The sequence below is a fragment of the Streptomyces sp. NPDC058308 genome (assembly GCF_042880275.1).
Classification (GTDB): Bacteria; Actinomycetota; Actinomycetes; order Streptomycetales; family Streptomycetaceae; genus Streptomyces.
In genome coordinates this window covers 167,236-185,086 of the sequence record NZ_JBHVZA010000019.1, presented here as the reverse complement: position 1 = coordinate 185,086, position 17,851 = coordinate 167,236, and the positions used below count along the sequence as shown (strand labels likewise).

Sequence of the window (17,851 nt, the reverse complement as noted above, 5' to 3'; positions counted from 1 at the left end):
AGATTCCCCCCGCCCTGTCAATAGAAAACCGCGTAGCTGGTTTCTAGCCGCCCCCCACCCCCCCTCCGCCACCCCACCCCCCACCCCTCCAGACACCCTCAAGAAAACCCCACACCACACCACCCAACCCCCGGCCCGCACCCCGCACCCCGCACCCCGCACCCCCCAACGAACCAACCCCGCACACCCCACCCACCCCACCAAAACAGCGACAAACACCCACTCCAACCCGAAATAACACACAACCAAACACCCCACACCAGAGGACCAAGACCGGGGCGCCAGAGGTACGGAGCACATGAGGTGTAGGGGCAAGCCGGGACAGCGACAGATGGGAGCCAAGCAAGCTGCGCCAGGCGCGGGAGAGGTGGGGGCGAGGTCGGGCAGAGACCGACAGAGGCGAACCAAGCCGCGCGGGGCGCAGGAGCCGGGCACCGGAAGCAGCCAGGGAGCGCAGACGGCCAGAGGGCAGAGACGGCAGAGGGTGGACCGCGCGAGGCATCAGACCACCGGGGCCCCTGGACACACTCGAAGAGGACCGAAGGCCCAGAGCACAGAGCCGGGGACGTCAAAGACAGAGAAACCCGGGAAGCATGGCAAGCCTTGCAGGGGCAGAACGAAACGGCCTATTGCGCCGCGCTCGCCATGAGCCAGTCCTCGACAGTCACCACGTCCGCCCACTGCGGGAACAACCGCTCAATGAGCACCTGATGCAGCTCTGGATCGGTGTCCAGACAAGCGTCGGAGAGAACGGTGAGGCCGAAGTCCATATCGTTCGCCTGACAGAGCGTGGACAGCACCACAGCGCTCGTCGCAATTCCGGTGAGCACGAGGCTGTCGATACCACGCGCCCGCAGCACCACATCCAGGTCACTGCCCGAGAAGGCACTCGCACGCCTCTTGGTGACCACCACCTCGCCCGGCCGGGGCGCGATGTCGGGGTGGATCTCAGTGCCGGGGGCGCCCTCCACATAGAGGCCGGCTCGCGCGATGGCAGCCAGAGCTTTATTGCGTGTACCAACTTCCGGAAAACCGGGGCGCAGTCCGATGACGACGTAGATCACGGGGATCTTGGCTGACCGGGCGCCATCGATCGCCCTCCGAAGGCGTGGCAGGTATCCCGAACCGTCGTCGGCGATGTCCACGATGGCCTGTTGAACGTCCATCACGAGAAGGGCACTGTTCATATCGCCTCCAAGAAGGAAGTCGGTTAGGGGTTCGAAGTGGCCGGGTTCGAAGTGGCCAAGTTCGCCACTCCCGGAGGGTGCGTGCGCGGGCGCGGGCACAACGATGACGCACCCGCGCCCGCCCAACTCACCAGGTCTTACCAGGTCTTTCCAGCCTGCTCCCTGATCGTACGGTTGATGCGGTTGAAGAAGTTGGTCATCGCGATCTCCAGGATGATCGCGCCCAGTTGCTCCTCGGAGAAGTGATCGGCGGCCGAGTCCCAGACCTCGTCGGTCACCCCCGGCGCACCGTCCTGGATCCGGGTGGCGGCCTCCGTCAACTCCAGTGCCGCCCTCTCCTCCTCCGTGAAGAAGGGTGTCTCGCGCCACGCAACCACGTTGTGCAGCCGCTCATCGGTCTCCCCGGCCTTCTTCGCCGCATCGATCGAGGCGAAGACGCACGGGCTGCAACCGTTGATCTGGCTGGCCCGCAGGTGGATCAGCGACAGCAGGCGCTGGTCGACGCCGCCGGCGTGAATCGCCTTGTAGAGGTGCTGTATCGCAGTGGTCAGGTCGGGGTTCATCGCGCTCTTCATACGTGCTTCCATCGGTCCGCTCCTTCATCGGTTACCTGCGCCCTTCCGGGCTCGTCATCACCCATGACGGAGCGGATCCGAGGAAGGTAACAACATGTCCCACACCAGCCCCACGAGCACGAGCCCGAGCCCGACGACCGAGGCGTTCGAGTCCCAGCGGGGGCGGCTGCTCGCGGTCGCCCATCGCGTGCTCGGGTCACACGCCGATGCCGAGGACGTGGTTCAGGAGGCATGGCTACGTCTCTCCCGCCAGGACGCGGCGACCATCGACAACCTCGCCGGCTGGTTGACCACGGTGGTCGGTCGGATCAGCCTCGACGTCCTGCGATCGCGCCGGGCCCGCCCCGAGGCGTCCTATGATGACCAGTTGCCCGAGCTCGTCGTGACCCTCGACGATGGCCCGGCTCCCGAGGACGACGCGGTCCTCGCGGACTCCGTGGGGCTGGCGCTCCTGATCGTCCTCGACTCGCTCGGGCCGAGCGAGCGCCTGGCGTTCGTGCTGCACGACCTGTTCGCGGTGCCGTTCGACGAGATCGGCAAGATCCTCGGCAAATCCACCGCCGCCGCCAAGATGCTCGCGAGCCGTGCGCGCAGGAAGGTTCAGGCAAACGAGAGGCCCGCAGGCGTCGAGCAGGAGCAACGCCAGGTGGTCCAAGCGTTCCTGGAGGCGGCACGCTGCGGCGACTTCGAGGGATTGCTGCGGGTTCTCGACCCCGCGGTGAAACTGACCGTCGACACCCCTGCCGGTGAAGTCGTCATCCTCGGAGCCACCGAAGTCGCCGCCGGCGCACAACTGGCGGCCGGTGCAGCCACACAGGGGCGGGCGGCCATCGTCAACGGGCTGCCGGGGGTCATCTCCTGGCACGACAACGGCACCCCACTGTCGGTCCTCGCGTTCAACGTCATCGACGGCCGAATCGCCGCCATCACAGCCGTGGTCGACCCGGCCAAACTCGCGCTCATGGCCCTCTACAGGATGAGCCAGTGAACGTGGCGGACCGCCTGGTGCGGGCTGCGAGTGACGGTGATGCCGGACTGGTGAAACAGCTGCTCGAGACAGGCGTTGTCGCTGCCGACACGCAGAGCAGCGATCAGTGCACAGGGCTGGATCAGGCGGTACGTCGAGGGCACGCCGGTGTCGTGAGCGCCCTCGTCGAGGCTGGTGCGGATCCGGAGCAGAGGGTGGGAACGTATCGTGAGACCACACCTCTGTGCCTGGCGGCGGTCCACGGGCACACCTTGGTGGTGAAGTGTCTCCTCGATGCCGGCGTCCACGCCGATGCCCGGAACGGAATGGGCCACCTGCCATTGGTCCTTGCGGCCACGGCCGGCCAGGAAGGACACATGTCGACCGTGGACCTGTTGCTGGACCATGGCGCCGACATCGACGCGGAGATGCGAAACCGGACGGCCCTCGGCTGGGCAGCCGGATTCGGACAGGCGAACATGGTGCGGCATCTGCTCGACCGCGGCGCCAGTTCGCCGCCGCGCCAGGCAGAGCGTAGGTGTGTTCCGGGCCGGTGAGGGTCTCGTTCACCTTCCGTAGAGACCGGCACGTGTCGGAGATCGTCCGGTCGCTCAACGCCGCGTCGTCATCGTGGCGCAGTCGGCCCTGGCCCTGGCCCTGGCCCTGGCCCTGGCCCTGGCCCTGGCCCTGGCACCATACGGCCTCATCAGATTCGTTACGCGTGCAGCACCTGCGACAGCGCGTCGACGCTCACGCCCACGATGGCCAGGAGTTGCGCCTGGCTCGCCCCGGCCCTGCTCATGACGGCGAGCGACTGGTTCACGGCCGCCACGTGCAGGGCGAAGGCCTCAGCGTTCTGGTCGGTCAGTTGGGCAGCCTTCAGTGCGGTGCGCAGGCGCTGGCACTGGAGGCCGAGGGCCTGCTTGGCGTGTGCTGCGACGCTCGGACTCAGCACTGGAATTGCCATGGCTGACTGGGCGATCAGGCAGCCGTCAGGCAGTTCGGGATCGGCGATGCGTTCAAGGGTGACGTCGAAGAACGCACGAACAGCGGCAACGGGTTCCGAGGCCGCACACGACAGGGCGGCGTCGTATTTCTCGCCGTAGCGCGCGGCGTAGAGATCCAGGCAGCGCAGGAAGAGCTTGTCCTTGTCGCCGAGGGAGGAGTAGATGGAACTGCGGTTCAGGCCGGTTGCCCGGGACAAGTCGTCCAGTGAGGTGTCGGCGTAGCCGTCGCACCAGAACTGGATCATCGCGGCGTCGAGCACCTTGTCCATGTCGAACTGCTTCTTGCCTGCCACGCGGGCACTTCCTTGCCGATGTGTCGATGGTTCGCACTGTGTTGTGCACCATTCTATCTTGAACTGGTCAGTTCACGATGTGCTAGCTTGCAAGGGTGGTCATGGCCGCCAGGCATACCGTGCACTTCGCGACCACGCGAGACACACACCTCATGGTCCCGGTCACCGCCGTCGGCTGCACCGCCCCAACCACCCACCTGACACCGACGGAGGATCCCCGTGACCAGCCCGGCAACCAGCACTCCGCAGGCCTTCGAGAGCAACCCCGTCCGCGATCTGCCCCTGCAGCACCTGGCCGGATTCACTCACCGCTGGGTCGACGCGGACGGTGTCCGCCTTCATGCCGTCGAAGGCGGGCGGCCGAGCGGTCCGACCGTCGTCCTGCTCGCCGGCTTTCCGCAAACCTGGTGGGCCTGGCGAAAGGTGATGCCCGGCCTCGCCGACCGGTTCCACGTCATCGCGATCGACCTGCCGGGTCAGGGCCACTCCGAGCGTCCGGAGCACAGCTACGACACGCACACGGTCGCCGCGCACGTCCACACCGCCGTGCAGGCTCTCGGCGTCTCGACTTACTCCCTGGTCGCCCACGACATCGGCGCCTGGGTCGCCTTCTCCCTCGCCCTCACCTTCGAGAGCAACCTGCGCGGAGTCGCTCTGCTCGACGCCGGGATACCCGGCATCACTCTCCCGGAGGCCATTCCCACCGATCCCGAACGAGCTTGGAAAACCTGGCACTTCGCGTTCCACATCGTGCCCGATCTGCCCGAGACGCTGCTCGCCGGCCGCGAACGCGAGTACGTCGGCTGGTTCCTGAAGATGAAGGCCCTGTCTCCCGACACGTTCGACGACGCCGAGATCGACCACTACGCGGCGGCCGTAGCCGTCGACGGCGGCCTGCGCGCTTCCCTCGCGTACTACCGGGACGCCGCCGAGTCAGCGCGCAAGAACCGCGAGGCGCTCAAGCAGCGGCGCCTGACCCTGCCCGTCCTCGGAATCTCCAGCAGCCACGGCTCCGTTCCGGACATGGCCGCCTCCATCAGCCCATGGGCTGACAACACCACCCGAATCATCGTGCCAAACGCTGGACACTTCATCCCCGACGAGCAACCCGAAGCCATCGCTGCCGCGATAACAGACTTCATCGCCGCCGACGACTGACACTCGTCGAACCGACCCGACCGCGCCGCCCAAGGCCGCGCGAAACTCGCACCACTCAGACCACGAAGCCTGACTGCTGACTGCCGCACTCGTTTCCCCGGTGCCCACCGCTGAACGTGTGCCGGCCAGTGAGCCGCCTGCCCTAGGCGGGGGTCGACTGTCGGCAGGAAGTGCCGGTGAGCATGTTGCTGGTGGCGGCGGCGATCACCGAGTCGAGCCGGTCCCGGGTGTGTGTGAGGTCGATGAGGCGCTGCTCGACATGCTCGCGCTCCGCTGCCAACCCCTTGAGCAGGGCGGGCGTGGCGCGGCCGGCGATGACGCTCGGCATGAGCTCGACGATCGTCTTGCTGGGCAGCCCGGCGGCGTAAAGCTGCTGGATCATCTGGACCTGGCCGACCGCGCTTTCGGAGTAGTGGCGCTGGCCTCTGGGGCTGCGCTCGGCGTCGAGCAGATCCTGCTCCTCGTAGTAGCGCAGGGCCCGGACACTGACACCGGTCCGGGCTGCGAGTTCTCCGATGCGCATCTCGTCTCCTGTGTGGCACCCACCACGAAGCTTGCCTCTGACGTCGACGTCAGGTTTTAGCGTAATCGACGTGCGCCTCATCGGGGGGACTCTCTGCCGGTGCCTCTCCTGGCGCACAAGGGCCCGAACGAAAGGAGCGTGCGCAACGCAGCCGCCGTCTCCGGACGGCCTGACCCGATCACACGCACCACGCCTGGAAGAAGCATCCGCATGACCCCGTACAAGGCGACCGGCCTCACCGGCCCCCCGTCCGCCCCGGCCGTGTCCGTCAAACCCGTCGTGCTGCTCGCGCCGCAGCGCGGTGAGGACCTGCACGTGCGTGTCTCCGCACCAGCCACCGGCACCAACCTGCCGATCGTGCTGTTCGCGCACGGATTCGGCTCGAACCTGGACGGCTACGCACCGCTCGTCGACCACTGGGCCTCCCATGGCTTCGTGGTGATCCAGGCGACACACCTCGACTCCAGGCGCTTCAACGTGACCGCGGATGACCCCCGCAAACCTCACATGTGGCGCTACCGCGTGCAGGACATGAAGCAGATCCTCGACGAACTCGACCGCCTGGAGGCATCCGTGCCCGGCCTGCCCGGCCGGATGGACCACAGTCGCATCGTCGCGGCCGGACACTCCTTCGGCGGCCAGACCGCGGGCATCCTCGTGGGGCTGCGCGTCATGGATCCGACAACCGGCATGGCGCAGGACATGTCCGACTCTCGGGTCATGGCCAGCATCCAACTGGCCACGGCGGGCCGGGGCGGCGACGACCTGACCCCTTTCGCCATCGAGAACGTTCCCTGGCTGCGGGGCCAGGACTTCTCCCATATCACCGCACCTGGACTCGTCGTCGCCGGTGACGAGGACGATCTCCCACTCTCCACGCGGGGCCCGTCCTGGACGGCCGACCCGTACACCCTCAGCCGGAACGACAAGAACCTGCTGACGGTCTACGGCGGCCAGCACTCCCTCGGCGGCATCTCCGGCTACGAGGCGGCGGAAACCACCGACGAAAATCCTGGTCGCGTCGCCCTCGTCCAACAAGTCACTCTCGCCTACCTGCGCCACATCACCGGCACCGATCACACCGACTGGGAAAGGGCGCAGACCTCCCTCGCCGGTGACTCCCACCCGCTGGGACGACTGGAATCGAAGTAGCCTCCTGCGTCGAACCCGGTTCCCCACCCGCCCTCGAAGCAGAGGTCGGGCTCGGCTCGATGAGGGTCCATTAATCGTTGAGGACCTTGGCGGGAGCAGGAATGTATCCGTGCGGGTCTTCCGGACTCTCGTCCGTGCGGCCGAGCCTGCGAAGCCCGCGTCAGGAGTGGGCGCGGCCGGGCCTGAACCAGCGACCCACGAGCGCGACCGGCGAAGGTCCTCCGCGGAAGCACCACAGGGCGATGACGGGGTCACAGATGGCGCAAGCCATGGATGTGTTGTGTGCGAACGGCAGGATCGGATTGCCCTTGAGCCAGTGGGCCACGTCCCACACGGTGTGCAGCAGCCAGCCGATGCCGATGAAGGTCCAGGACTCCAGTCCCCGGTAGGCGACGTACGCCGTGAGTGCGACGAACGGCAGCTCCCACGGGCCGAATCCACCCCCGCTGAGGTAGGCGGCACCTGCCCCCGCCACCATGATCGCGTTGAAGCGGCGCCGGTGCGGTTCCTTGATCAGGGACATCACCAGGCAGTAGACGATGCCGACGATGATCGGCGACACGTAGATCATGGCTGGATGGCCTCCTTCCGTTGGTTCGGGCCTGGACCGGCCGGACTGAGCCGCCGCAGTGCGAGCAGCCCGCCGGCTCCGGGGACGGCGGCGAGGGCTCTGGCGACGGTCGTTGCCTCGTCCAGCCGCCAGGTCGCGATCACGACGAACAGGTAGGCGCTGCCGTGAGTGGGGCCCATCAAGGACGAGATGGGCTTGAGGTGGACGGTGAACAGGTTGGCCAGCATGACGATCAGCGAGAGCAGCTCGGCGTGGGCGGCAACGCGCAGATGGCGCGGAGATCGCAGGTGCATGGTCACACCCCCGTGGTCGAGCCGGGACGGATGATCATCAGTACGGTGACTGCCGCCCACAGCAGGTTGAAGATGCCGGTGAGCATGGCGAGACGTCCCGGTGTCAAGGGAGTTGGCGATGACGACGGCGCGGCGGAACTCGCCCTCTCGGCCAGGGCGCGGTCCTGAGCGGGCAGGATCAGCAGAACCAGGAGACCGGCGGCGGCCGCGGTCAACAGGATCGAGGTGATGAGCCAGGTGTCGTCGAGGACGCCGAGACTGCTGGCTGTGGCGAAGCCGAAGAGGGGAACGGCGATGCCGATGCCCGCGTAGACCCGGCAGATGCGGTGCAGTGTCCGCAGGGTCGTTCGGGCGTCGCCGTCGCCGCCATCGCGATCGCCATCGCCATCGCCATCGCCGAGGGCGCGGCGGAGCGTCGAGGGGAACATGCTCGCGGCGACGGTGACCGGGCCGACGGCGACTATGGCGGCCAGGACGTGCAGCGACAGAAGAAGTTTGGTCACGCCCGGCGCTCCGGGGCGGGCCGGCGCTCGCCGGTGACCTTCGAGGACGGAAGGTGGCCGGCCTTGGAGGTGCCCTGGAGGGTGTCACCGTCGACCGTCACGTCGAACGCCAGGTTCAGCCGTACGGGCTTGGTGATGGCCTGTTTCCAGGTGAGCCGGTCGCCGTCGAGGGTGATGTCGCTGAGCGGTACTTCCTCGCCCGCTCCGTGTGCGGTGCCGGTCAGGGCGCCGCCCTGCTCACGGAGTTCGACCACGGCCTTGATCTTGCCGATGGGGGTGGAGATGGACACGTTCCAGGTGCCTTCGACCGACATGCTGATGTTCGTCCTGACTGTGCGCTGTGCACTGTGCATGGGATGTGGTGAGCGGCTGACTTGCGAAGCGCCGGGCGTTCAGAGGGTGGCGGGCGTCGGGCCCTGGGCGCGCCAGACGGTGCCGCGCCGCTCGTGGGCGAAGAGGTCCTCGACGGCGTGCGCGACGCGGGGGCCCACCTCGCGTTCCAGCAGGTACAGGGCCAGATCGAGCCCGGAACTGACGGCGGCGCCGGTGACCAGGTCTCCGTCGTCCACGATGCGGGCGCGGACCGCGTGGGCGCCGGTGGCGTCCAGCATGTCGAGGCCCAGGTGGTGGGTGGTGGCGTGCCGTCCCTCCAGCAGTCCCGCCAGGGCGAGTACGAGCGAGCCGCCGCAGACGGTGGCGACGGTGATGTCCGGGTCGTCCATTGCCTGCTTGAGGAGGGCGGGGAGCTCGGTGTTCAGCGTGCGGCCCAGCAAGACCGGGATGAACTCGTCCTGCTTCCAGTCTCCGGAGCCCGCCTCGTCTTCCGGAACCTCGCCGGGTTCGCCTGTGCGGCCGGAGGCGCCGGGCACCAGAAGCACGTCCGCGCGCTCTAGGTCCAGCGTACTGGTGGCGCGCAGTGTCAGTCCGCCGGTGCCGCTGATCACCTCACGGGGGCCCTCCGCGGAGACCATCTCGACGGTCACCGCGCCGTCCGACGCCGAGCCGCCGGCGTACAGCACCTCGTAGGGGGCGATGGCATCGAGCGAGTCGAAGCCTTCGAACAGGACAACCTGGATGTGCATGGACGTTCCTTCGGGGTCGATCTCCAGCGGACGCTCCGAAGTCAACCGGCTGTCACGGTGATCGCCCAGTGGCACTAGTGACAGGTTTCGACGGGAAATCGCCAAGACCTTACGGAGGGCTCAGAACTGCAGCGAGACGGAGCTGCCCGGGTCCCGGGCCGGAGCCATCAAGTCGGCGGGGAGGTAGGTTCTGGCCATGCACACCATCGCCGTTCTCGCGCTGGATCAGGTGATCCCGTTCGACCTGTCCACGCCGATCGAGGCCTTCTCCCGGACCCGCCTGCCCGACGGGCGGGCCGGCTATCAGGTCCGCGTGTGCGCCGAGCGTGACGAGATCGATGCCGGAGCCTTCGCTCTGCGTGCTCCCTGGGGTCTGGAGGGCCTCCAGGGCGCGGACACGATCATCGTCCCGGGCGTCGCCGATGTCGCTGCCCCACTCCCTGCCGCCGTGCGTGACGCGCTGCGGTCCGCCGCTGCCGACGGCACGCGAGTCGCCTCCATTTGCACAGGCACCTTCCCCCTGGCTGCCACCGGACTCCTCGACGGGCTGCGCGTCACGACCCACTGGCGTGCGGCCGGGCTCCTGGCCGCCGCCCACCCGGACATCGACGTCGACCCGGACGTCCTCTACGTCGACAACGGCCAGTTCCTCACCTCGGCCGGCGCGGCCGCCGGCATGGACTTGTGCCTGCACATGGTCCGCCGCGACTACGGCTCGGCCGTCGCCGCCGACGCCGCCCGCCTGTCGGTCATGCCCCTCGAACGGGAGGGCGGGCAGGCGCAGTTCATCGTCCACGACCACGCTCCCACGCCGCACGGCTCCGAGCTGGAGGCGCTGCTCGCCTGGCTACGGGAGAACCTGGCCCGCGACCTCACCCTCGCCGACATCGCCGAGCAGGCCGGGACCAGCACCCGAACCCTGATCCGGCGCTTCAGCGACCAGACCGGCGCCACCCCGCTCCAATGGCTCCACCGGGCCCGCGTCCGCCAGGCACAGCACCTCCTCGAAACCACGGAGCACTCCGTCGAACGCATCGGCAGTCAGGTCGGCTTCGGCTCATCGACCACCTTCCGTGACCGCTTCAAACGCACTACCGGCGTCAGTCCGCAGACCTACCGACGCACGTTCAGCTGAACCAGGAGTTGCTCATCCTGCCCCTCCGCACGCCGTACACGGCAGCGCCGAGTACGAGGACGGCAGCGCCGGAGATCACGGAGGCCACGGGCAGGGCGAAGGCGAGGGCCCCGCACCCGGCAAGGCCGACGACCGGAATGAGGCGGGGCGGCCGGCCCTCTCCAGGAGTCAGGGTCCACGCGGCTGCGTTGGCCACGGCGTAGTAGGCCAGGACTCCGAAGGACGAGAAGCCGATCGCGCCCCGTACATCAACCGTCGCGGCCAGGACGGCGACCACCGCACCGACTACCAGTCCGGCACGGTGGGGAACCTGGAAACGGGGGTGGACCGACGCCGGCGCGTGCAGCAGGTGACGATCGCGGGCCATGGCCAAGGTGGTGCGCGAGACCCCCAGGATCAGTGCGAGAAGCGACCCGAGCGCCGCGACGGCCGCCCCGACACGCACCATCGGGGCCAGCCCCGGGACGCCGGCGGCCCGCACGGCCTCGGCGAGCGGCGCGGCACTCTGGCCAAGGCGCTCCGGCCCCAGCACCACGAGCGCGCCCACGGCGACTGCCGTATAGACGACGAGGGTGATGCCCAGCGCGAGAGGGATCGCGAGGGGAATGGTGCGTGCGGGGTCTCGGACCTCTTCGCCGAGCGTGGCAATCCTGGCGTAACCGGCGAAGGCGAAGAACAGCAGGCCGGCTGCCTGGAGCATCCCGCCGACGGTCATGTCCCCCTCGATGCGCAGGCGCGCGACGTCGGCGGTGTCACTGGTCAGGTAGGCGGCCACCACGGCGGCCAGGACCGCGAGAACAGCAGCGACGATGACGCGGGTCAGCCGTGCGGACTTCTGCACACCGCTGTAGTTGAGGGCGGTCAGCGCCACCACGGCGGCGACCGCAACGGCGTCCGTGTCCTGCAGACCACTGGGACGAGTCCCCACGCGAAGGGCCCTAGCAGGATCCGAGCCGGAACCTCAGCCTGCAGACCACGGCGTCCGTGTCCCGTCGTACGGCGTGGGCGACGACCGCGCCCCGCTGGTTCTGCAACAGCCGCTGCCACAGCCGCTCCGGCTCCGCTTCCGGGATGAGGACCGTGATCCGGGTGTCCGGCTCGGCCGCGCGCAGCCCGCCGATGTACGCGGTGAGGGGCTTGCCGAGCGAGCGCCTCTCGGAGGGGATCCGGACCAGGGGCACACCCGGGTTCCACAGTGCCCAGTCACGTTCGAGGGCCTCGGTGGCCGCCAGGTCCTCGGCGTCCAGGTGGCAGACGGTGAGGGCGCGAACGTCGTCGCCGAGGGATACGGCAGCGGTGAGGGCCTCGCTGGTGAGCCGGGTGAGCGAGGAGACCGGGACCAGTACGAGCGAGCGCTCGCGGTGCGGAGGGGCGGGGATCCGGCCGACGCCCAGGCGTTCCCCGATCCGTCCGTACGCGCGGTGCACGGTCTCGAAGGCGAGGACGAGGACGGGCAGGGCGATGACGATCAGCCAGGCCCCGTCATGGAACTTGGTGGCGGTGACGACCACCGCGGAGGCACCCGTCAGTACGGCGCCGAAACCATTGAGCAGCGCCTTCGCGACCCACTGGCTGCCGCGCTCCCGACGCCAGTGCAGGACCATCCCGATCTGGGCGATCGTGAAGCCGACGAAGACGCCGATCGCGAAGAGCGGGACGAGCGTGTTCGTGTCCCCACCGGAGAACACCAGCAGGCCGGCGGAGACCAGCGCGAGCCAGACGACGCCGTGCCGGTGGACCTGACGGTCGGCCTTGAGGCCGAAGACGTGCGGGACGTAGTTGTCCCGGGCCAGAAGCCTCAGCAGGACGGGCAGGCCGCCGAAGGAGGTGTTCGCGGAGAGCGCCAGCAGCACCATCGTCGCGAACTGCACGACGTAGAAAGCCCAGTTGTCTCCCAGCGAGGCGTCGGCGAGCTGCGCGAGAACGGTCACGTCCTCCACCGGCTGGATACCGAAACGGGAGATCAGCGCCGACAGGCCGATCAGCATCACGCCGAGCAGGGCGCCGAGCGCGACCTCCGCACGCATCGCCCGCCGGGCGGCGGGGGCCCGGAAGGACGGCACCGCGTTGGCGATGGCCTCGACGCCGGTGAGCGCCGAGCAGCCGGACGCGAACGCCTTAAGGAGCAGGAGCGCACCGACGGTGGTGGCCTGGTCGGCGAGCACCGGGGCGTGTCCGGCGGAGGCCTCGGTGGAGACGGGCGCCTCGCGGAAGAGGCCGACGCCTATCACGACGAGGATCGCGCCGACGAACACGGCGGTGGGGACGATGAAGGCGCGGGCCGAGTCGACGATGCCGCGCAGGTTCACGGCCGTGATCAGGGCGAGGACGCCGACACAGATCCACAGCCGGTCGCTGTGGAGGTCCGGGAAGGCGGAGGTGAGAGCGGCGACGCCGGCCGTGACGGCGACAGCCACGTTGAGCACGTAGTCGAGGACGAGCGATCCCGCCGCGACGAGGCTGGTGCGGCGGCCGAGGTGCGCCCTGGCGACGGCGTAGGAGCCGCCGCCGTCCGGGAACGCGGCGATGACCTGCCGGTAGGAGGCAACGAGTACCGCGAGCAGACCGGCGATGGCGAGCGTGACCGGCAGCGTGAAGCCGAGCCCGTGGCCACCGGCGGCGGCCAGGACGAGGACGATCGCCTCTGGGCCGTACGCGACCGAGGCCATCGCGTCGAGCGAGAGCGCGGCGAGTCCGGAGACGGCCGTCAGCTTGTGCCGTGCGCCGGTATCAGGAGGCTCCTCGGTTCCTGATACGGCGTCGTTCTCGATGGTCGGAGCGGTCATGCGGGCGAACTCCTTCAGGCTCGTGTCCGCTCAGCGTGCGTCCAGGTCGGGCAGCTTCCGCCGCTCCTGGCGGGTTCTTTGCGCCCGAGCGGCATCTCTTCACGCGTTTCTGACGGGGCATGTGGTGAGGGAGCGCCGACCGGTGCCGAACGGACGTGCCTGCAGGGGCGGACGGGGGCGAGGGAAGTGAACACGAACCCCTCACGTCAGAAGGGGTCGCTGCGCCCGCCGACTCCTTCATGCCCTCGACGATCCGCTCCAGGAAGGTCCCGGTCCTGACCAGCCCCTGCGCCAACGGCGCTGTCACCCACTGCGGCCAGGGCCGCAAATGACTCACTCAACCCCAAATACCGTTCCTCGCAGCACAGTTGAACAGGGGCCACCACTCGACACTCCAGGGAATCACGCGCACCGCCGCGGCGCAGACTTCTACACTGACCGCACCGTCGCAGAGGCACGAGCCAGGGCAGGGGCAGGGGACGAGCGGTGCACGGTGAGACGTGGAACTCGGTACGCGGTGCGACGGTCGGCCGGCTCGTCCAGGCGCACACCGTCATCCTCCAGGACGGCCGACACGACGACCCCGCCCTCTCCCCCGCCCCGGCCGACCCCTGGGTCGACCTGGCCACCAACTCCACGGTGTGGCACCACGTTTCGGGAGAGCGCGACGCGGACTTCTTCCGGCAGCACGTCACGGACGTCGTCGCGGTGCTGGCCCAGCTGCGGGACGCGGCACGACTCGAACCGGCCGCCGACCCCTGGCGGGACGACAACCAGGCGTGGCGCTTCATCGAGGTCCTGGAGCAGCTGCTCGGCGAGCCCGCCGCCGCACGGCCGCTGGACCTGTTTCCGGCGGAGGCGGCCCTGCTCGTCCTCGTCCCGTTCCTCCACCGGGTGCAGTACCTGCGGCTGACGGCCTCGCTCGCCCCAGCCGTCGATCCGACCCGCCTGAGACCGGCCCGCCCGGAGCCGACCCGCCTGGAGCCGACCCACCTCGGGCGGACAGAAAGGGCCGACCTGGCGCGGTCCGGGTTCGAGGCGTTCGCCGAGAGCCACGACCTGCTGGTCGAGCGCGGCCGGCGGCACACCGACGCGGCCGGCCCCATCGGCTGGTGGCTGTTCCACCGCTGGCTCACCCGGCGGGAGGACGTGTCCGACCCCGCTGTCGCGAGCGGGCTCCTGCGGGACATCGGCGCGCCCGCGGAATCCCTGGGCCAGGTGCTCCACCCCCGTCGCGTAGCCCGGCTGCTGCACGGACTGCGCATCGGTCCCGGTGTCTGCGACCCCGAGCACCTCGGTGCCCTCCCCGTGGACGACGTGGTCCGGGTCGCCCGCGGAGGCCTGCAGCGCGTCCGGGACCAGCGGTTGGGCCTCCTCCTCGCGCTGGCGCATGGGATGAGTCGCGAGATCACGGCGCTGCCCCAGCTCGTGGTGGAGCACGTCGGGATTCCGTTTCCCGTGGACCCTGCGGAGGTCCGGCAGACCCTGGCCGCTTCCCGGTGGGGCGGCTCGCCCGAGCATCCGGTACTCCTGGCGGAGTGCCGGCACGAAGCAGTCGTCGAGGGGCTGCGCGCGTATGTGGCGCACGTGGATGGGCTGTTGGCCACCGTCCGCCACACCGTTCACGAACGTGTCAACCAGCCCTTTCCGTCCCTGCCGGCCCGCCTCTCCGCCGACGGAGTGCTCCCGGCGGAGGGTGTCTTCAGCGGCTGGGCCGCCTTCCGCTTCGACGAGCGCCGCGTGCGCGACCACTTCACGGGAATCCAGCTCTACAAAGAACCCGACCTCGCCGTGCGCGAGCTGTACCAGAACGCTCTGGACGCCTGCCGCTACCGCCGGGCCCGCACTCAGTACCTGGACCGGACCGGCCGTGCGTCCTACGCCTACCAGGGCCGCATCGACATGGAGCAGGACACGGACGCGGCGGGCCGCGCGTATGTCGAGTGCCGTGACAACGGGGTCGGCATGGGGGAGCAGCAGCTCCGTGGTGTCTTCAGCGAGGGGGGATCGCAGTTCGTCCGCGAGCACCACTTCACGGCGGAACGCGCACGGTGGGCGGGGCTCCGGCCGCCCGTGGAGTTCCATGCGAACAGCCGGTTCGGCATCGGCGTGCTCAGCTACTTCATGCTCGCCGACGAGATCCGCGTACGGACGTGCCGGATGGATTCCGAAGGCCGGCTCGGGCCGCTTCTGGAGGCCCGGATCTGCGGTCCGGAGCATCTGTTCCGCATCGTCCGACTACGGGAGCGCGGAGAGGAGGCCGGCACGCAGGTCCGGCTGTATCTGCGGCAACGGCAGAGCGAACGGCCCTGGTCGTGCGTCAACGCCCTGGAACGCGTCCTGGGCCTCGCCGAGTTCCCGACCGAGGCGGTGCACGGCTCCCGGCGGGCACGGTGGGAGGAACAGCGCCTCAGGCCCCGGAAGGCGCCTGCTCGCGAGCAGTACGGAATCGACGCGCACGGCGCGCTGGTGCCGTGGCGTGAAGCTCCCGAGGGTGTGCAGGTGATCTGGTGCGAGCACGGCGGCGGAATCCTGGTCGACGGCCTGGTCGTTCAGCCCGGCGTCCGCCGCGGAGTGCTGTCGGAAGGCGCCGGCGGACTGACGGGTGCGGTGGTCAACCTGACCGGGATCCGGTCGCCCCAGCAGCTCTCCGCCGACCGGCGCACACTCCTCGACGACGTGAGCGATGAGCTCCGCGACGTGCTCGAACAGGCCGTGCCCGCGCTGATGGCGGCGGACGGGCCGCTGCCCGGCTACGCGTGGCTCTGCCGGACAGCCGATCGCAGCATGATGCTGGGCGATCTGTTGACGGCCGCCGCTGTCGAGGCCGCACGACCCATGGAGTTCAAGAACCGGAGCCTCGAAGTCGCGCGGACGGGGTGCTTCCTGGCCGACCCCAAAGTCCTCCCGGAGCTCTTCGGAGGACGGCGCGGCGGCGATCCGTGGACGCACGACCCGTGGAAGAGCCCTGTCGGACATGCGCCCGACGGCGTTCTGCTGTGGCGCCTGCTCGCCCACCGCCCCAACGCCCTCTTGGCCCAGTTGGAGGAGGCGTGCCCCGACATCGCCGAGGTGACGTCCGTACTGCCGGCCCTGCCCTCGGACAGGGACCTGCTGACCGCCTCCTTCGGTGACGGCGACGATCTGTACTGGGGCTGGTCCTCGGACGTCGAGTTCATCACGAACCACCTGAACGACATGTCCGAGGCCACGGGCACACCCCTGCCCGGTCTGGTGCGCCGGGCCAGGCAGTTGGGCGCCCTGCCGCCTCGCAGAACGGCCACCTTCAATGAGCTGATGGGGCAGTCGCGGGATTCCTCGGACGTCCGGTCCCTGGCCGCCGAGTGGCGTGACCACGGCATTCACGTACCGGAGACGTACATCGAACCGGCTGCCGCAGGACGGCTCGACCCCTTGCTGCGACGCTGCCTGGGAGAGGAGGCGGGCGTCAGCGGCTGGGTGGATCCGGCGGAGGTCGTCCCGGCCGGTCATCTCGCGAAGGCGGCCCTGCTCCTCGACCTCCCGGTGAGCGAGATCTGTGCGCGCCTCGCCGCATACGGGTTTCGTGTCGATGCCGCGGGGCTGCCGGAGCGGCCGAGAGCCGATGTGGCCGTTCTGCTCAGTCTGCGCGCGGACGGCCGGTGGCCCTGGCTGAGTCGCTCGAAGAAGGTGCCGCCCGGGCAGGTGCTCGCCGCCGCTCGGGCGTTGCAGTGTCCACCGGGCGCGGTCAGGGACCGGCTGAAAGGACTGGGCTTCGTCCCGCCCGTCGTGTGGCCCGGGGACACACCTGCCGATGACATCGTGGTGCTGGTCAGAGAGAGGCGCGGGGCGCTGTTCCCGGACGAGCCGGTCGCCTACGACCACGTCTTCGACGTGGCGCAGCGTCTGAACCGGCCGCTGTGGCGAGTAGCCGACCGCCTGCGCGCCTACGGGTTCGACGTTCCCCTGCGGCCACCGCGCCACTTCGACCTCCTGGACGAGCAGTTGCTGTGTCTCGACGTGGCGGAGAACCCTCTCGAATGGACCGGGGTCACCACCGCCGACGCCATGCCGTTCGCTCATGTACTGGCGGCGGCCCGCGACATGCCCGAGCACCACTCTGTCCTGGTGGAACGGCTCATCGGCTACGGCCTCGCGGTCTCCTGCCCTGATCTGCCGGAGGGCCTCACCTTCACCAAGGCCGTCGAACTGCTGAGGATCAGCGAGGACAGCGGCCTGTTCCTGAGCTGCGACTGCGACATCAGTCTGCATGATCTCATCGAGAAGGCGGAGGTCATGAGGGTGTCGGTCGCCCGGGTGGCCCGCTGGCTGCGCGAGCTCGGCCTCGACGTCCCCGATCTCGGGCTGCTCCTCCGGGAGGCCCTGGCCGGAGTCCCTCGATCGCTCGAAGGCGCCGATGGTCCGCCCGGGATATGACACACAGGCGCTGGCGCTGAGAGCGCCGGGATCAGCGGATTCGGCGACAACTGGTACGGCGGTCCGCCACAGCAGGGGCTGACGGGATCCGGGTCCGAGGTGCCTGTCTGACCAGCACCCCCACGGCGCGCGGTTTCGTGCGCGACCGTCCGGAGGCGGAGAGCATCTCGAATTGGTCTAGGCCTTACTTGGTTCAGACCATT

General features: G+C 69.2%; 16 protein-coding genes and 1 pseudogene. 6 read left to right on the top strand and 11 right to left on the bottom strand.

Translation table 11 applies throughout. The features are described 5' to 3' along the window. Window positions 1–626: 626 nt before the first annotated feature. Window positions 627–1,187: a cysteine hydrolase family protein gene (locus tag ACFVYL_RS25295; RefSeq protein WP_389719674.1), complete on the bottom strand. Its 561-nt coding sequence runs from the start codon at window positions 1,185–1,187 to the stop codon at window positions 627–629. Window positions 1,188–1,324: 137 nt separating this feature from the next. After that, entirely contained in the window at window positions 1,325–1,774 is a 450-nt protein-coding gene (locus tag ACFVYL_RS25290; RefSeq protein WP_389719672.1) for a carboxymuconolactone decarboxylase family protein, read from the bottom strand. Window positions 1,775–1,856: 82 nt separating this feature from the next. Between ACFVYL_RS25290 and ACFVYL_RS25285 the strand changes: the two genes are divergently transcribed. After that, window positions 1,857–2,750 (top strand): sigma-70 family RNA polymerase sigma factor, encoded by an 894-nt coding sequence (locus tag ACFVYL_RS25285; RefSeq protein WP_389719671.1) that lies wholly within the window; start codon window positions 1,857–1,859, stop codon window positions 2,748–2,750. After that, on the top strand, window positions 2,747–3,286 hold the full coding sequence (locus ACFVYL_RS25280) for an ankyrin repeat domain-containing protein (RefSeq protein ID WP_389719670.1): 540 nt from the start codon (window positions 2,747–2,749) through the stop codon (window positions 3,284–3,286). Before ACFVYL_RS25285 ends, ACFVYL_RS25280 begins: the two co-directional genes overlap by 4 nt. A 158-nt stretch (window positions 3,287–3,444) precedes the next feature. Here the strand turns inward: ACFVYL_RS25280 and ACFVYL_RS25275 are convergent, their stop codons facing one another. Next, the gene (locus tag ACFVYL_RS25275; RefSeq protein WP_389719669.1) at window positions 3,445–4,029 is read right to left on the bottom strand and encodes a TetR/AcrR family transcriptional regulator; all 585 of its coding nucleotides are present in this window, start codon (window positions 4,027–4,029) and stop codon (window positions 3,445–3,447) included. 219 nt (window positions 4,030–4,248) lie between these two features. Here ACFVYL_RS25275 and ACFVYL_RS25270 point away from each other — a divergent pair, with 219 nt between their 5' ends. Next, window positions 4,249–5,187, top strand: coding sequence for an alpha/beta fold hydrolase (locus tag ACFVYL_RS25270; protein WP_389719667.1), 939 nt, complete (start codon window positions 4,249–4,251; stop codon window positions 5,185–5,187). Between the two features lie 142 nt (window positions 5,188–5,329). On the opposite strand, the gene ACFVYL_RS25265 is transcribed toward ACFVYL_RS25270, so the two are convergent. After that, window positions 5,330–5,710, bottom strand: a complete 381-nt coding sequence (locus tag ACFVYL_RS25265; protein WP_389719665.1) for a MerR family transcriptional regulator — start codon at window positions 5,708–5,710, stop codon at window positions 5,330–5,332. A gap of 210 nt (window positions 5,711–5,920) precedes the next feature. Between ACFVYL_RS25265 and ACFVYL_RS25260 the strand changes: the two genes are divergently transcribed. After that, the gene (locus tag ACFVYL_RS25260; RefSeq protein ID WP_389719663.1) at window positions 5,921–6,862 is read left to right on the top strand and encodes an alpha/beta hydrolase family protein; all 942 of its coding nucleotides are present in this window, start codon (window positions 5,921–5,923) and stop codon (window positions 6,860–6,862) included. A gap of 160 nt (window positions 6,863–7,022) precedes the next feature. On the opposite strand, the gene ACFVYL_RS25255 is transcribed toward ACFVYL_RS25260, so the two are convergent. From ACFVYL_RS25255 to ACFVYL_RS25235, 5 genes are all read right to left on the bottom strand, one after another. Further along, window positions 7,023–7,433 (bottom strand): DUF6010 family protein, encoded by a 411-nt coding sequence (locus ACFVYL_RS25255; RefSeq protein ID WP_389719662.1) that lies wholly within the window; start codon window positions 7,431–7,433, stop codon window positions 7,023–7,025. Further along, a complete protein-coding gene (locus ACFVYL_RS25250; protein ID WP_389719661.1) occupies window positions 7,430–7,726 on the bottom strand; it encodes a DUF3817 domain-containing protein in 297 nt (98 codons plus the stop codon). Before ACFVYL_RS25250 ends, ACFVYL_RS25255 begins: the two co-directional genes overlap by 4 nt. Before the next feature lie 2 nt (window positions 7,727–7,728). Next, window positions 7,729–8,229 carry a hypothetical protein gene (locus ACFVYL_RS25245; RefSeq protein ID WP_389719659.1) on the bottom strand — a complete coding sequence of 167 codons (501 nt, stop codon included), beginning with the start codon at window positions 8,227–8,229 and terminating at the stop codon, window positions 7,729–7,731. After that, entirely contained in the window at window positions 8,226–8,543 is a 318-nt protein-coding gene (locus ACFVYL_RS25240) for a hypothetical protein (protein ID WP_389719658.1), read from the bottom strand. Before ACFVYL_RS25240 ends, ACFVYL_RS25245 begins: the two co-directional genes overlap by 4 nt. A gap of 78 nt (window positions 8,544–8,621) precedes the next feature. After that, a complete protein-coding gene (locus ACFVYL_RS25235; RefSeq protein WP_389719656.1) occupies window positions 8,622–9,311 on the bottom strand; it encodes a DJ-1/PfpI family protein in 690 nt (229 codons plus the stop codon). Between the two features lie 196 nt (window positions 9,312–9,507). On the opposite strand from ACFVYL_RS25235, the gene ACFVYL_RS25230 reads away from it, so the two are divergent. Then, the gene (locus tag ACFVYL_RS25230) at window positions 9,508–10,446 is read left to right on the top strand and encodes a GlxA family transcriptional regulator (protein WP_389719655.1); all 939 of its coding nucleotides are present in this window, start codon (window positions 9,508–9,510) and stop codon (window positions 10,444–10,446) included. On the opposite strand, the pseudogene ACFVYL_RS25225 reads toward ACFVYL_RS25230, so the two are convergent. Further along, window positions 10,439–11,392: pseudogene (locus ACFVYL_RS25225) on the bottom strand (APC family permease); the annotation flags it as partial. The gene ACFVYL_RS25230 and the pseudogene ACFVYL_RS25225 overlap by 8 nt on opposite strands. Beyond that, window positions 11,385–13,232 carry an APC family permease gene (locus ACFVYL_RS25220; RefSeq protein ID WP_389719653.1) on the bottom strand — a complete coding sequence of 616 codons (1,848 nt, stop codon included), beginning with the start codon at window positions 13,230–13,232 and terminating at the stop codon, window positions 11,385–11,387. The gene ACFVYL_RS25220 and the pseudogene ACFVYL_RS25225, both read right to left, overlap by 8 nt. 486 nt (window positions 13,233–13,718) lie before the next feature. On the opposite strand from ACFVYL_RS25220, the gene ACFVYL_RS25215 reads away from it, so the two are divergent. Then, a complete protein-coding gene (locus ACFVYL_RS25215) occupies window positions 13,719–17,648 on the top strand; it encodes an ATP-binding protein (protein ID WP_389719651.1) in 3,930 nt (1,309 codons plus the stop codon). The last annotated feature ends 203 nt before the right edge of the window (window positions 17,649–17,851 follow it).

Excerpts from the sequence above, each read along its gene's own strand:
- ACFVYL_RS25235 (WP_389719656.1), bottom strand. The coding sequence starts at position 9,311 with ATGCACATCCAGGTTGTCCTGTTCGAAGGCTTCGACTCGCTCGATGCC.
- ACFVYL_RS25230 (WP_389719655.1), top strand. The coding sequence starts at position 9,508 with ATGCACACCATCGCCGTTCTCGCGCTGGATCAGGTGATCCCGTTCGAC.
- ACFVYL_RS25240 (WP_389719658.1), bottom strand. The coding sequence starts at position 8,543 with ATGTCGGTCGAAGGCACCTGGAACGTGTCCATCTCCACCCCCATCGGC.
- ACFVYL_RS25250 (WP_389719661.1), bottom strand. The coding sequence starts at position 7,726 with ATGCACCTGCGATCTCCGCGCCATCTGCGCGTTGCCGCCCACGCCGAG.
- ACFVYL_RS25265 (WP_389719665.1), bottom strand. The coding sequence starts at position 5,710 with ATGCGCATCGGAGAACTCGCAGCCCGGACCGGTGTCAGTGTCCGGGCC.
- ACFVYL_RS25285 (WP_389719671.1), top strand. The coding sequence starts at position 1,857 with ATGTCCCACACCAGCCCCACGAGCACGAGCCCGAGCCCGACGACCGAG.
- ACFVYL_RS25220 (WP_389719653.1), bottom strand. The coding sequence starts at position 13,232 with ATGACCGCTCCGACCATCGAGAACGACGCCGTATCAGGAACCGAGGAG.
- ACFVYL_RS25295 (WP_389719674.1), bottom strand. The coding sequence starts at position 1,187 with ATGAACAGTGCCCTTCTCGTGATGGACGTTCAACAGGCCATCGTGGAC.
- ACFVYL_RS25290 (WP_389719672.1), bottom strand. The coding sequence starts at position 1,774 with ATGGAAGCACGTATGAAGAGCGCGATGAACCCCGACCTGACCACTGCG.
- ACFVYL_RS25255 (WP_389719662.1), bottom strand. The coding sequence starts at position 7,433 with ATGATCTACGTGTCGCCGATCATCGTCGGCATCGTCTACTGCCTGGTG.
- ACFVYL_RS25260 (WP_389719663.1), top strand. The coding sequence starts at position 5,921 with ATGACCCCGTACAAGGCGACCGGCCTCACCGGCCCCCCGTCCGCCCCG.